12 protein-coding genes are annotated in these 12,866 nt (G+C 68.1%); all 12 read left to right on the forward strand.

Features of this window, described 5'->3' with window-relative positions; all coding sequences use genetic code 11:
- Positions 1–9: 9 nt before the first annotated feature.
- The 12 genes from BDO18943_RS33230 (at position 10) to BDO18943_RS33285 (ending at position 12,733) form a co-directional block, all read left to right on the forward strand.
- Positions 10–474, forward strand: coding sequence for a hypothetical protein (locus BDO18943_RS33230; protein WP_089430736.1), 465 nt, complete (start codon positions 10–12; stop codon positions 472–474).
- 176 nt (positions 475–650) lie between these two features.
- Entirely contained in the window at positions 651–1,934 is a 1,284-nt protein-coding gene (gene hemL, locus BDO18943_RS33235) for a glutamate-1-semialdehyde 2,1-aminomutase (protein WP_175025615.1), read from the forward strand.
- A gap of 15 nt (positions 1,935–1,949) precedes the next feature.
- Entirely contained in the window at positions 1,950–3,071 is a 1,122-nt protein-coding gene (gene ribD / locus BDO18943_RS33240) for a bifunctional diaminohydroxyphosphoribosylaminopyrimidine deaminase/5-amino-6-(5-phosphoribosylamino)uracil reductase RibD (protein WP_175025616.1), read from the forward strand.
- A 14-nt stretch (positions 3,072–3,085) separates the two neighbouring features.
- The gene (locus BDO18943_RS33245; protein WP_175025617.1) at positions 3,086–3,721 is read left to right on the forward strand and encodes a riboflavin synthase; all 636 of its coding nucleotides are present in this window, start codon (positions 3,086–3,088) and stop codon (positions 3,719–3,721) included.
- Positions 3,722–4,183: 462 nt separating this feature from the next.
- Positions 4,184–5,290, forward strand: a complete 1,107-nt coding sequence (locus tag BDO18943_RS33250; protein WP_175025618.1) for a hypothetical protein — start codon at positions 4,184–4,186, stop codon at positions 5,288–5,290.
- Between the two features lie 9 nt (positions 5,291–5,299).
- The gene (locus BDO18943_RS33255; RefSeq protein WP_175025619.1) at positions 5,300–6,439 is read left to right on the forward strand and encodes a hypothetical protein; all 1,140 of its coding nucleotides are present in this window, start codon (positions 5,300–5,302) and stop codon (positions 6,437–6,439) included.
- Positions 6,440–6,668: 229 nt separating this feature from the next.
- Complete coding sequence (locus tag BDO18943_RS33260; RefSeq protein ID WP_175025620.1) at positions 6,669–8,438, forward strand: S9 family peptidase; 1,770 nt, start codon at positions 6,669–6,671, stop codon at positions 8,436–8,438.
- Between the two features lie 168 nt (positions 8,439–8,606).
- The gene (locus tag BDO18943_RS33265; RefSeq protein ID WP_085039677.1) at positions 8,607–9,125 is read left to right on the forward strand and encodes a DUF1993 domain-containing protein; all 519 of its coding nucleotides are present in this window, start codon (positions 8,607–8,609) and stop codon (positions 9,123–9,125) included.
- Positions 9,126–9,317: 192 nt separating this feature from the next.
- Positions 9,318–10,460, forward strand: coding sequence for a bifunctional 3,4-dihydroxy-2-butanone-4-phosphate synthase/GTP cyclohydrolase II (ribBA, locus tag BDO18943_RS33270; RefSeq protein WP_043181701.1), 1,143 nt, complete (start codon positions 9,318–9,320; stop codon positions 10,458–10,460).
- Positions 10,461–10,513: 53 nt separating this feature from the next.
- Positions 10,514–11,029, forward strand: a complete 516-nt coding sequence (gene ribH, locus BDO18943_RS33275; RefSeq protein ID WP_089450082.1) for a 6,7-dimethyl-8-ribityllumazine synthase — start codon at positions 10,514–10,516, stop codon at positions 11,027–11,029.
- On the forward strand, positions 11,026–11,463 hold the full coding sequence (nusB, locus tag BDO18943_RS33280; protein WP_175025621.1) for a transcription antitermination factor NusB: 438 nt from the start codon (positions 11,026–11,028) through the stop codon (positions 11,461–11,463). Before ribH ends, nusB begins: the two co-directional genes overlap by 4 nt.
- A gap of 73 nt (positions 11,464–11,536) precedes the next feature.
- Positions 11,537–12,733 carry a pyridoxal phosphate-dependent aminotransferase gene (locus tag BDO18943_RS33285; protein ID WP_175025622.1) on the forward strand — a complete coding sequence of 399 codons (1,197 nt, stop codon included), beginning with the start codon at positions 11,537–11,539 and terminating at the stop codon, positions 12,731–12,733.
- Positions 12,734–12,866 lie beyond the last annotated feature (133 nt).

The raw sequence follows: 12,866 nt of genomic DNA on the forward strand, positions 1-12,866 counted from the left end.
ACCGAACCGATGACCGCTTTCCTGCTGATCTGGAGCCCCAAGAAATGGCCGTGGCCCGACCTGCCCGACGTCGCCGCGCGCGTGAAGGCCGGCGAGGCCGTGCATGACGTGTGGGGCTGCGGCTTCGCGCGCGGCATCCTGCCGGGCGACCGCGTGTTCCTGCACCGCGTCGCGAAGGAGCCCAAGGGCGTGTTCGGCTCCGGCTACGTGACGCGCGCACCGTACGAGGTGCCCGATGCGGCGACGAAACGCGGCTACCGGCTGTGCATCGACTTCGTATACGACTGGCTGGTCGACGCGCACCAGGACGTCGTGATCGCCCGCGACGCGCTGCGCGTCCATCCGTATTCGGTGCAGACCTGGGATGCGCAGAGCTCCGGCACGGTGATCAAGCCGATGGTCGAAGGCCCGCTCGAGAAGCGCTGGGCCGAGCTGACCGGCAAGCGCAAGCCGCCACCCTTGCCGGATCGATAACGGGGCCGAATCGCCCCCCCCTCCCTCCCGGCCCGAGCAATCCTTCACGTGCCGAAAGGCCGCAGACCGCGCCGCAGGCCCGCCGCGCGCGTCTCCGGTACAATCGGACGATCGTTCCGCCCAGGCGCCGCGGCCCGTGCACAGGCCCCCGCGCCCTTCTCTCGCAGGTTTCGCCCATGTCCAACAATCAGATCCTCTTCGAACGCGCCCAGAAGACCATTCCCGGCGGCGTCAACTCGCCGGTGCGCGCATTCCGTTCGGTCGGCGGCACGCCGCGCTTCGTCGCGCGTGCGCAAGGCCCGTATTTCTGGGATGCCGACGGCAAGCAGTACATCGACTACATCGGCTCCTGGGGCCCGATGATCGTCGGCCACGTCCATCCGGAAGTCCTGTCGGCCGTGCAGAACGTGCTCGCCGACGGCTTCTCGTTCGGCGCGCCGACCGAAGCCGAGATCGAGATCGCCGAGGAAATCTGCAAGCTCGTGCCGTCGATCGAGCAGGTGCGGATGGTGTCGAGCGGCACCGAGGCCACGATGAGCGCGCTGCGTCTCGCGCGCGGCTTCACGGGCCGCAGCCGCATCGTCAAGTTCGAGGGCTGCTACCACGGCCACGCGGACAGCCTGCTCGTGAAGGCCGGCTCCGGCCTGCTGACGTTCGGCAACCCGACGTCGGCCGGCGTGCCCGCCGACATCGCGAAACACACGACCGTCCTCGAATACAACAACGTCGCCGCGCTCGATGAAGCGTTCGGCGCGTTCGGCGACGAGATCGCCGCCGTGATCATCGAGCCGGTCGCGGGCAACATGAACCTCGTGCGCGGCACGCCCGAATTCCTGAACGCGCTGCGCGCGCTGTGCACGAAGCACGGCGCCGTGCTGATCTTCGACGAAGTGATGTGCGGGTTCCGCGTCGCACTCGGCGGCGCACAGGCCTACTACGGGATCACGCCCGACCTCACCTGCCTCGGCAAGGTGATCGGCGGCGGGATGCCGGCTGCCGCGTTCGGCGGCCGCCGCGACATCATGGCCCACCTCGCGCCGCTCGGCGGCGTCTACCAGGCCGGCACGCTGTCGGGCAACCCGATCGCGGTCGCCGCGGGCCTGAAGACGCTGCAGCTGATCCAGGCGCCCGGCTTCTACGACGCGCTCACCGCGCAGACGAAGCGCCTCGCCGACGGCCTCGCGGCCGAAGCGCGCGCGGCCGGCGTGCCGTTCGCGGCCGACTCGATCGGCGCGATGTTCGGCCTCTACTTCGCCGAACGCGTGCCGACCAGCTTCGCGGAAGTGACGAAGAGCGACACCGAGCGCTTCAACCGCTTCTTCCACCTGATGCTCGACGAAGGCGTGTATTTCGCGCCGTCCGCGTACGAGGCCGGCTTCGTGTCGAGCACGCACGACGACGCGGTGATCGACGCGACGCTCGCGGCCGCGCGCCGCGCCTTCGCGGCACTCGCTGCCTGACCCGGGTCCGCGCGCATGTTCTCGGATATCGATTTCGCCCACATGCAGCGTGCGCTCGCGCTCGCCGCGCGCGGCATGTATACGACGGCGCCGAACCCGCGTGTCGGTTGCGTGATCGTCAAGGACGGCGACGTGATCGGCGAAGGCTTCACGCAGCCGGCCGGCCAGGATCACGCGGAGGTGCAGGCGCTGAAGGACGCACGCGCGCGCGGCTACGACGTCGCGGGCTCGACCGTCTATGTCACGCTCGAACCGTGCAGCCATTTCGGCCGCACGCCGCCGTGCGCGAATGCGCTGATCGACGCACGCGTCGCGAAGGTCGTCGCGGCGATGGAAGACCCGAACCCGCAGGTATCGGGGCGCGGCCTCGGGATGCTGCGCGACGCGGGCATCGACGTGCGCTGCGGGCTGCTCGCCCATGAAGCCGGCGAGCTGAACATCGGCTTCGTGTCGCGGATGACGCGCGGCCGCCCGTGGGTACGGATGAAGACCGCCGCCTCGCTCGACGGCCGCACCGCGCTGCCGTCCGGCGAAAGCCAGTGGATCACCGGCGAGGCCGCGCGCCTCGACGGGCACGCATGGCGTGCGCGCGCCTGCGCGATCCTCACCGGCATCGGCACCGTCCGCGAAGACAACCCGCTGCTGACCGTGCGCGGCATCGACACGCCGCGCCAGCCGCAGCGCATCCTGGTGGACAGCCGCCTCGACCTGCCGCTCGACGCGCGGCTGCTCGAGGGCGCGCCGCTGCTGATCTTCTGCGGCCGGCTCGACGCCGCCGGCGAGGTACGCGCGAACGTGCTGAAAGCGCGCGGCGCGGAAATCGTGCCGCTCGCGAATGCGCACGGCAAGGTCGACCTGCCCGCGATGCTGGCGGCGCTCGGCGCGCGCGGCGTCAACGAACTGCACGTCGAGGCGGGCCACAAGCTGAACGGCTCGCTGCTGCGCGAACAGTGCGTCGACGAACTGCTCATCTACCTCGCGCCGAGCCTGCTGGGCGCCGATGCGGCTGGCATGTTCGATCTCGCGGCGCCGGCGAGCCTCGAGGCGCGCACGCGGCTGTCGTTCCACGGGTTCGAGCGGGTCGGCGACGATCTGCGGATCCTCGCGCGCTTCACGCCGTCCGACGCCTCTCACTGAACGGAATCGCCACCATGTTTACCGGCATTGTCGCGGCCGTCGGCCGTATCGAATCGATCCAGCCGCTCGGCGCGTCGGCCGATGCGGGCGTGCGCCTGACCGTGCTGGCCGGCGGGCTCGACCTCGCCGATGTCGCACTGGGCGACAGCATCGCGATCCAGGGTGCGTGCATGACGGTAATCGAAAAGACCGACGCGTCGTTCGACGTCGACGTGTCGCGCGAAAGCCTGAACCGCACGGTCGGCCTCGCGGAGCCCGGCGAGGTGAATCTCGAGAAGGCGTTGCGCGCGCACGACCGCCTCGGCGGGCATATCGTGTCGGGCCATGTGGACGGCCTCGGCACTGTGTCGCGCTTCGCGCCGGTCGGCGAGTCGCACGAACTGCGCATCGTCGCACCGCGCGAGCTCGGTCGCTATCTCGCGTACAAGGGGTCGATCACGGTCAACGGCGTGAGCCTGACCGTCAACACGGTCGACGATCGCGCGGACGGCTGCGAGTTCTCGATCAACCTGATTCCGCACACGGTCGAGGTCACGACGCTGCGTCACGTGAAGACCGGTGACAAGGTCAATCTCGAAGTCGACATGATCGCGCGGTACGTGGAGCGGATGCTCAGCACGGCCCGGGACGAGCATCAAGCATCGAAGTAATTCGGCTTGGCGCGAATCGCGCGAATCGACCGCCTGCCTTCGCGCCCCACCGCTCGCCAATTGGCGTTTTCCGAATGGTCTTTCGTGGGTCAGGCATTTTCTGCGTGACCCAACATGAGTCACGGCAGGTGAAACGAATACCCGGAACGTTTCCAAATAATTGTAAATCGTTCAAGCATTTTGAACGGCCAGCCGGTTGATCGCCGGCGCTCACCTCGGGAACTGCGGCTTGCCGTCACGGCCAGCGGCTCGCACGCCCGACGACCGCCCATTTCGAGACGCCGGCACCGCGCTCATTTCATTAACGGCAGCGATTATTCGCGTCTGTCATGAGCGCTGCGTGCGCAATAAACAGTAATACTGTCTTGCCGGATATGTAACCTGTGTAACGAGATCAAATTGTAAGCTGGCGCTTTACCATGTCGCGAAGCCTCAGGCTTCGTTTCGTTGCAAGGCTCAGCGATGATCTCCGAAGGCAATGCGATCCGCTCGCTGCGCACCGGCGTCAAAGCGGAACAAGGTGCGCGTGCATCCGCTTCGTCGGTCCGGCGGGCAGTCAATACTTTTTTCAAGCTGCTTTACCGCTATACGCATTCGCGCGCGTGGCGACACAACGAGCGCCTCGCGCACGGGGTCGCACTCGAACGCGATGAAGCCGGGCGACTCGTCGGCATGTGCATCCGCGGACGCCGCATCGCGTGCGCCAACACCCAGATGGCATCCGCGCCCGCCCTGCGCCACGCTGGGCAGGCATGTCATCTCATCGCCACCGGCCCGTCCGTCAACACCATCGATTACCGCGCGCTGCACATGACGCACGTGCTGGGCGTGAACGGTGCCATCGCACTCACCGAGCGTCAGGGTGTCAGTTTCGACTACTACTGCATCGTCGATACCGGCTTCGTACGCAATCGGCCCGATCTCGTCGAGCGCGTGATCGGCGAGCCGCTCACGCTGTTTGCCACGCCCCACGTGCTCTGGCACATCGCCGAGCGCATCGGCGTCGAGCGCATCCGCTGCCGTGTGTTTCTCCTCGACGACATGCTCTTTCCCGCCGGCCGCCGCGCGCCGCGTGCGCGCGAGCTGCGCACGACGTACGACACACAGGCGCTCGCACTGTTCGACACGCCGAAGCCGCTCGGCTTCAGCCTCGACCTGCGGTGCGGTGTCTTCGACGGCCGAACGGTCGCCTATACTGGCCTGCAAGTACTCGCCGCGCTCGGCTTCACACGCCTCTATCTGCACGGTGTCGACCTCACTGACGCGAAGCGCACGCCCCGTTTTTACGAGGAATCGGCGTCGACCATGCAGCCCAGCCATCTCGACGAAAATTTCCCCGGCTTCATCGAGCCGTCGTTCCGTCATGCATCGGCGCTGCTGACACGCCGCGGCGTCGACGTACGCAATCTGTCGATGGAAAGCGCGCTCGGCGAGGACATCTTCCCGAAGCTGCGCTGGCAGATGCTCGCGCAAGCGGGCATGGGCGACGCGATGCCCGCAGCGATGCCGACTTTCACCCCTGCACCGCCCCCCGAATCCGCGCGCGCCCCAGCGTCACGCACGCGCTGACGAACGAGCATGCGCGTCGTCCATATCTCGAATACGCCGGTGGCGGGCAGCCCCGGCAACATCGTCGCCGCGCTTAACCGGCACACCGACATCGAGGCGCGCCACATAGTGTTCAACGCGTCGGCCTACGGCGCGCGCACGTTTACGGTCGATATCGACTGGCACACGCAGCGCGACATCGCGCTGGCAGCCATCGACGCCGCCGACGTCATTCATCTGCACCAGCACTTCTCGTTCGACGAGACGTTCGGCGCCGATTTGCCGCAGCGCTTCGGTGCACGCAAGCTCATTCGCCAATACCACTCCGCGCCGTCGCTTTGGGCAGGGCAGGATGCCGACCGGCTCGCGCGCATCGTCAACGAGCCGATCCCGCAACTCGTGATCGCGCAGGGGCCGGAGCGCTACTATCCGTTCGCGCGCGTGGTGCCGAATCTGGTGCCCATTCACGACGCACGCTACCTGCCCGGGCCCGAATCCGAGGACGGGCCGCCCGTGGTCGTCTACTCGCCGAGCGGCAGCCGCAGCGCGTGGAAGACGCGCTGGGAAACCAAGGGCGCGCCGCAAACGCTGGCATTGCTGCGTCGGCTCGAGCGCAAGGGCCTGTGCCGCGTGCGGACGATCGTCGACACGCCGCACGACGCGTGCTTGCGTCTGAAACAGTGCGCCGCGCTGGCCGTCGACGAATGCGTGACCGGCAACTATCACCTGAGCGGACTCGAATCGCTGTCGCAGGGCAAGCCCACCCTCGGGCATCTCGACGCACGCGTGCAGGCACAGTTACGCGCGATGACCGGGGCGACGGAGCTGCCGTGGGTGGACGTGCGGCTCGAGGAGGCGGAGCCGGTGCTGCGCGCGCTACTCGCCGACAAGCGCCTGCGCGACGAGGTCGGGCAGGCGTCGCGCCGCTGGATGGAAACGCACTATGACGATCGCACGCTCGTCGAGCACTATAGACGCGCGTATCTCGACCTGTTCGACGCGCCCGAGCGCTTCGGCGTGCCGCGTTTTCGCACGCACGCCGAGCAGTGGACGGCGGTGGCGCTGCACGACCATGCGTGGCGCGAACGGCGGCGCGTCGGCATGTCATGGTGGCAGCATGCCGCCGACTCGGCCAAACGATTCGTGAAAGGCCGAGCCGTCTTGCGTTGAGCGGCGAACCGAAACCCGCTACGCCCTTCCCGCTGCGCGCCCGCTCAAACCGCCAAGAGGCTGCACCGTCGGCAGCGAGGTCGACATGTGAATCGCACTGCCAGCGGCGACGATTCCCGCCCGCGCCCAGACCTTCGTGCCGTCGCCTCCCGCGCGCGGTCGACAGCGCCGGAACTCATCTCCGGCCAGGCCTGTCTATCCGCTTCCGCCGACCCGACAAGGAGCTTGCGTGACGGCCGTCCCTTCCGATCCGCTGCAACGGCGCCGCTTCACGGTCGACGATCTGCTGTCGCTCGACACCTTCCAGCGCGACTACGGTCGCACCTGCGCGTTATCGCCCGACTGCGGCTCGATCTGCTTCGCCGTCGTCCGCCCGATGGCCGACGCGCTCCGCTTCGACCGCGCCTACCTCGGCGGGCTCGATCGGGCCGAACTCTACCTGTTCGAATTCGCCGGCCGCACGCTGCGCCGGCTGGCCGGCGACGGACGGGCCGGCCGGGCGTGCGGCTCGCCGTCGTGGTCGCCCGACGGGAAGCGGATCGCGGCCGTCACGCTGTCGGCCGACGACGACGCCGTACACGCCGTGCTGATCGACCCGGCGACCGGGGCTGTGACGCCGATCACGACTTCGCGCAACCTCGACCTGTCTCCGTGCGACCGCGACGGGCCGTTCACCTGGCTCGCCGATGGCCGTGTCGCGCTGCCCCTGCTGGCCGAACGCGCGACGCCCACGATGGCGAACCTGCACCGCCGACTGTTCGGGAACGCACGCCGCGCCTGGGAGGCCAATGCCGCCGGCCGGCGACCGACGGCCGATGTGCTCGACAGTGCGTCGTTCGGCGACGAACCCGTCGAGCCCGTGCGCGACTGGTGGGCGTTCGATCCCGCCACCGGCACGCTGTCCGCGCTGTCGCCGGAAGCATGTGCTGCGGCCGGACTGGCACATGGGGCGGTTGCGGACACGCCGCCGGCCGCGCCTGACACGCACGACGCCGACGCGCCGCCGGACCACGGCGGCGGGCGCCGCGAACGCGTATCGGCGGAGACGGGGCGCCCGTATGCCGCCTTCATCGAACACGGCCGCGACGCGACCCGCCTGACGGTCCGGCTGGCGGACTCGCGCGATTCGACGCTGGCATTCGAGACGAATCGCCAGTTGGCCGGCATCGCGACCGGTACGACGCACCGGCTTGCCTGCCGTGGCGCGGAACCGGGCCGGCAGCGCTTCGTGGACGTCCTGCTGCCGCCGGATTTCGCGGGCGCGCCGGTGCCCGCGGTCGTCTGGGTCTATCCGCACGAAAAAGTCGCGCCCCATCCGCACCTGTTTCATGAGCCGGACTGCCCGTTGCCGTTCAATTTCCAGCCATTCGCCGCGCATGGCTTCGCCGTCATCGACGTCAACATGCGGGACGTGCTCGGCGAAGCACCGGCGACGATGGCGGACAGGATGCTCGACGACGTCCTGGCGGCCGTCGACGCCGCGGCCGATGCCGGATACGTCGACCGCGACCGGCTGCATCTGTATGGCCAGAGCCTGGGGGGCTGGGCGACGATGATGCTGCTCGCCCGCACGCCGATGTTCCGCTCGGGCGTGTCCAGCGCCGGCATCAGCGACGCGGCGGCGCTCTACGCGTCGCTCGACGCGCGCCTGCGCTACGACACGGGCCACGACACCCGCCCCGAGCGTTTCTCGCTGATCGGCAAGCTGCTGGCCGACAACAGCTGGAACATCGACGCGCCGCCGTGGCTCCGCCCGGACGCCTACCACGCGATCAGCCCGATCCTGCATGCGGCGCACATCACGACGCCGCTGCTGCTCATCCACGGCGACGCCGACTACGTGCCGCTCGAACAAAGCGAACGGATGTTCGCGGCACTGACGCAGCTCAAGCGCGACGTGCGGCTCGTCCGCTACTGGGGCGACGACCACGTGCCGCAATCGCCCGCCAATATCGCCGATCGGTATCGGCAGATGATTGGCTGGATGCAGCGTGCTTGACCGGATCCGGCGGTGGGCACCCCGGCCGGCCCGCCGGCACCATCGGCCGATTGGCCAACGACGCGCACGGGTCATGCCGTCGCGCTAAGATGCGTCGACAGCGGTTTCAACGCCGCAACGCACGACGTGCCGCATACCGGCCGCCCTCTTCTTCAAGGAGTCGTCCCCATGTCCATCTCGATGTACCAGGCTTCCCTGCCCGTGCTGATCCGTGGCCTGACCAACCTGCAGCACATCCTCGGCAAGGCGCAGGCGCATGCAGCCGAAAAGCAGATCGACCCGTCGGTGTTCGTCGGCGCCCGCCTGTACCCGGACATGCTGCCGCTCGTCCGCCAGGTCTACATCGCGACCGACACGGCCAAGGGCTGCGCCGCGCGTCTCGCCGATGTCGAGATCCCGAGCTACCCGGACGTCGAGCAGACCTTCGACGAGCTGCACGCACGCATCCAGAAGACGATCGACTACCTGAAAAGCTTCGACGCCGCGCAGATCGACGGCAGCGAGGCGCGCCAGATCGTGCTGAAGATGCGCGTCGGCCCGATCGAGTTCACCGGCCAGTCGTACCTGTTGAATTTCGTGCTGCCCAATTTCTTCTTCCACGTGACGACCGCGTACGACATCCTGCGTCACAGCGGTGTCGAACTCGGCAAGCTCGACTACCTGGGCGGGCGCGACCAGCACGCCTGACGCACGGCCCGGGCAAAGCCCGGCCCACCGCCCCGCACCCGCGTGCAGGCACCGCGCGGCGGCCCCGTCAGGCCTGCCGCGCAGGCCGGCCGGGGCGCTTTCCGGAGCGCTCGCCGGCCGCGCGCGGCCCATGCCAGCCGAAAGGTCGTCCGGCTGGCGTAAAATACGCACTTTCCTCTTTCTCGCCCCCTTATGACGCTCGCCTCCACGCTCGACATCATCGCCGAGCTGAAAGCCGGCCGGATGGTGATCCTGGTCGACGAAGAAGACCGCGAAAACGAGGGCGACCTCGTGATCGCCGCCGAATTCGTCACGCCGGAAGCGATCAACTTCATGGCCAAGTACGGCCGCGGCCTGGTTTGTCTGACGTTGACGCAGGAACGCTGCAAGCAGTTGCACCTGCCGCTGATGACCTACCGCAACGGTACGCAGTACGGCACCGCCTTCACGGTCAGCATCGAAGCGGCCGAAGGCGTGACGACCGGCATCTCGGCCGCCGACCGTGCGCACACGATCGCCACGGCGGTCGCGCACGACGTGCGCCCCGAGCACATCGTGCAGCCGGGTCACGTGTTCCCGATCATGGCGCAGCCGGGCGGCGTGCTCGTTCGTGCGGGCCACACCGAGGCCGGTTGCGACTTCACCGCGCTCGCGGGCCTCACGCCGGCCGCGGTGATCTGCGAGATCATCAAGGACGACGGCACGATGGCGCGCCTGCCCGACCTGATCGAGTTCGCGCAGGAGCACAACCTGAAGATCGGCACGATCGCCGACCTGATCCAGTACCGCAGCCGCACCGAATCGATCATCGAGCGCATCGCCGAGCGCACGATGCAGACCGCGCACGGCACGTTCCGCGCGGTGCTGTACCGCGACCAGCCGAGCGGCTCGCCGCACATCGCGCTGGTGCGCGGCGAACCGTCGCCCGACGTCGATACGCCGGTGCGCGTGCACGAGCCGCTGTCGGTGCTCGACCTGCTCGAAACGGGCGTGTCGACGCACTCGTGGACGCTCGATGCCGCGATGCGCGAAATCGCGGAGCGCGACCTCGGCGTGATCGTGCTGCTCAATTGCGGCGACACGAAGGAACACCTGATCGACGTCTTCAAGGCGTTCGACGAGGAAGAAAAGGCCGCTGCGCTCAAGCGCCGGCCGGTTGATTTCAAGACGTTCGGCATCGGCGCGCAGATCCTGCGCGATGTCGGCGTCGGCAAGATGCAGGTGCTGTCGAATCCGCGCAAGCTGGGCAGCATGTCCGGCTACGGCCTGGAAGTCACGGGCTTCATTCCGATGCCCGGCGGCGAAGCCAAGTCCTGCCCGGCGTCCAACGCGTAACCCGCCACGACGCTTTCGCCCTATAACCGTTCATCCACACCACGGACAAGATCATGGAAATCGGACAATACCAACCGAATCTCGAAGGCGACGGCCTGCGTATCGGCATCGTGCAATCGCGCTTCAACGAGCCCGTGTGCAACGGCCTCGCCGACGCGTGCGTCGAGGAACTGGAACGCCTCGGCGTCACCGGTGAAGACGTGCTGCTCGTGTCGGTGCCCGGCGCGCTGGAAATCCCGCTCGCGCTGCAAAAGCTCGCGGAAAGCGGCCAGTTCGACGCGCTGATCGCGCTCGGCGCGGTGATCCGCGGCGAGACCTACCACTTCGAACTCGTGTCGAACGAGAGCGGCGCGGGCATCACCCGCATCGGCCTCGACTTCAACCTGCCGATCGCGAATGCGGTCCTGACGACCGAAAACGACGAGCAGGCCGTCGCGCGCATGACCGAAAAGGGTCGTGACGCCGCACGCGTCGCCGTCGAGATGGCCAACCTGACGATGGCGCTCGACCAGCTCGGCGATGACGACGAGGAAGAAGAAGACGAAGACGACGAAGAGGAGCGCGCATGAAGAAGAGCGCCCGCCGACAATCGCGCGAGCTGGCGACGCAGGGGCTGTACCAGTGGCTGCTGTCGAACGCGTCCTCCGGTGAGATCGACGCGCAACTGCGCGGCGCGCTCGGTTACGACAAGGCTGACAAGGATCTGCTCGAAGCCATCCTGCACGGCGTGATCCGCGAGCACGCCACGCTCGTCGAAGCGCTGACGCCGTCGCTGGACCGCCCGATCGACCAGTTGTCGCCGGTCGAACGCGCCGTGCTGCTGATCGCGACGTTCGAGCTCACGCACCACGTCGAAACGCCGTACCGCGTGATCATCAACGAAGCTGTCGAACTCGCGAAGACGTTCGGCGGCTCCGACGGCTACAAGTACGTGAACGGCGTGCTCGACAAGCTCGCCGCGAAGCTGCGCCCCGCCGAAACGCAGGCGCGCCGCAACGGCTGATTCCGTTGGTCCTGAACGGGCGCGCATGCGCCCGTTTTTTCTTTTGTCTCGCCTCCCTCGCCCTGCCCGCCCGATGAATACCGCCACCGATTCGCTCGTCAAACTCGCCGCACGCGTCGACGCGATCCAGCCCTTCTACGTGATGGAATTGATGAAGGAGGCACAGCGTCTGGAGTCTTCCGGGCGCGATGTTATCCACATGGGCATCGGCGAGCCGGATTTCACCGCGCCGGAGCCGGTCGTCGAAGCCGCCGCGGCCGCGCTGCGCCGCGGCGTCACGCAATATACGAGCGCACTCGGCATTGCGCCGCTGCGCGAGGCGATCGCCGCGCACTACGCGCGCGCCTACGGCCTCACGATCAGCCCGGAACGGATCGTCGTGACGGCCGGCGCGTCGGCCGCGCTGCTGCTCGCTTGCCTCGCGCTCGTCGGGCGCGACGACGAGGTGCTGATGCCCGACCCGTCGTATCCGTGCAACCGGCACTTCGTTGCCGCGGCCGAAGGCCGCGCGGTGCTCGTGCCGAGCGGCCCCGACGCGCGCTTCCAGCTCACCGAGGACGACGTCCGCACGCGCTGGGGCGACCGCACACGCGGCGTGCTGCTGGCCTCGCCGTCGAACCCGACCGGCACGTCGCTCGAGCCGGACGAACTGAAGCGGATCGTCGAAGCCGTGCGCGCACGCGGCGGCTTCACGATCGTCGACGAGATCTACCAGGGGCTCAGCTACGACGCGGCGCCGGTGTCGGCGCTGTCGTTCGGCGACGACGTCGTCACCGTGAACAGCTTCTCCAAGTATTTCAGCATGACGGGCTGGCGGCTCGGCTGGCTGGTCGTGCCGCCCGCACTGGTCGGCACGTTCGAAAAGCTGGCGCAGAACCTGTTCATCTGCCCGTCCGCGCTTGCGCAGCACGCGGCACTCGCGTGCTTCGAGCCGGCCGCACTCGACATCTATGAAGCGCGCCGGCTCGAATTCAAGCGCCGCCGCGACTTCATCGCCCCGGCGCTCGAACGGCTCGGCTTCACGGTGCCCGTGATGCCGGACGGCGCGTTCTACGTGTATGCGCACTGCGGCGGCGTCGCCCACCCGGCGGCAGGCGACAGCGCGGCGCTCACGACGGCGATGCTGCACGACGCGGGCGTCGTGCTGGTGCCCGGCATGGATTTCGGTGTCCATGCGCCGCGCGACTATATCCGCCTGTCCTACGCGACCGCCTACTCGCGGCTCGAGGAAGCGGTCGATCGGCTCGCGACGCTGTTCGGGCAGCACTGACACGCGGCCGGTGCGGCGGCTTCTCCGCGCACCGTGTCAAGTCCTGGAATAGGTTAACAGTATCCAGACGCTAGAACGCCCGATGCACCGCATCGGGCGTTTTGTATTTCAGGGCGGCATGTGGCCGCTCGTG

Origin of the sequence: Burkholderia aenigmatica, from assembly GCF_902499175.1 — a bacterium.
Classification (GTDB): domain Bacteria; phylum Pseudomonadota; class Gammaproteobacteria; order Burkholderiales; family Burkholderiaceae; genus Burkholderia; species Burkholderia aenigmatica.

Bases quoted from the DNA above. Each gene is read 5' to 3' on its own strand.
- BDO18943_RS33250 (WP_175025618.1), top strand. From the start codon at position 4,184: ATGATCTCCGAAGGCAATGCGATCCGCTCGCTGCGCACCGGCGTCAAA.
- ribH (WP_089450082.1), top strand. From the start codon at position 10,514: ATGGAAATCGGACAATACCAACCGAATCTCGAAGGCGACGGCCTGCGT.
- nusB (WP_175025621.1), top strand. From the start codon at position 11,026: ATGAAGAAGAGCGCCCGCCGACAATCGCGCGAGCTGGCGACGCAGGGG.
- hemL (WP_175025615.1), top strand. From the start codon at position 651: ATGTCCAACAATCAGATCCTCTTCGAACGCGCCCAGAAGACCATTCCC.
- BDO18943_RS33285 (WP_175025622.1), top strand. From the start codon at position 11,537: ATGAATACCGCCACCGATTCGCTCGTCAAACTCGCCGCACGCGTCGAC.
- BDO18943_RS33230 (WP_089430736.1), top strand. From the start codon at position 10: ATGACCGCTTTCCTGCTGATCTGGAGCCCCAAGAAATGGCCGTGGCCC.
- BDO18943_RS33265 (WP_085039677.1), top strand. From the start codon at position 8,607: ATGTCCATCTCGATGTACCAGGCTTCCCTGCCCGTGCTGATCCGTGGC.
- ribBA (WP_043181701.1), top strand. From the start codon at position 9,318: ATGACGCTCGCCTCCACGCTCGACATCATCGCCGAGCTGAAAGCCGGC.
- BDO18943_RS33255 (WP_175025619.1), top strand. From the start codon at position 5,300: ATGCGCGTCGTCCATATCTCGAATACGCCGGTGGCGGGCAGCCCCGGC.
- ribD (WP_175025616.1), top strand. From the start codon at position 1,950: ATGTTCTCGGATATCGATTTCGCCCACATGCAGCGTGCGCTCGCGCTC.
- BDO18943_RS33245 (WP_175025617.1), top strand. From the start codon at position 3,086: ATGTTTACCGGCATTGTCGCGGCCGTCGGCCGTATCGAATCGATCCAG.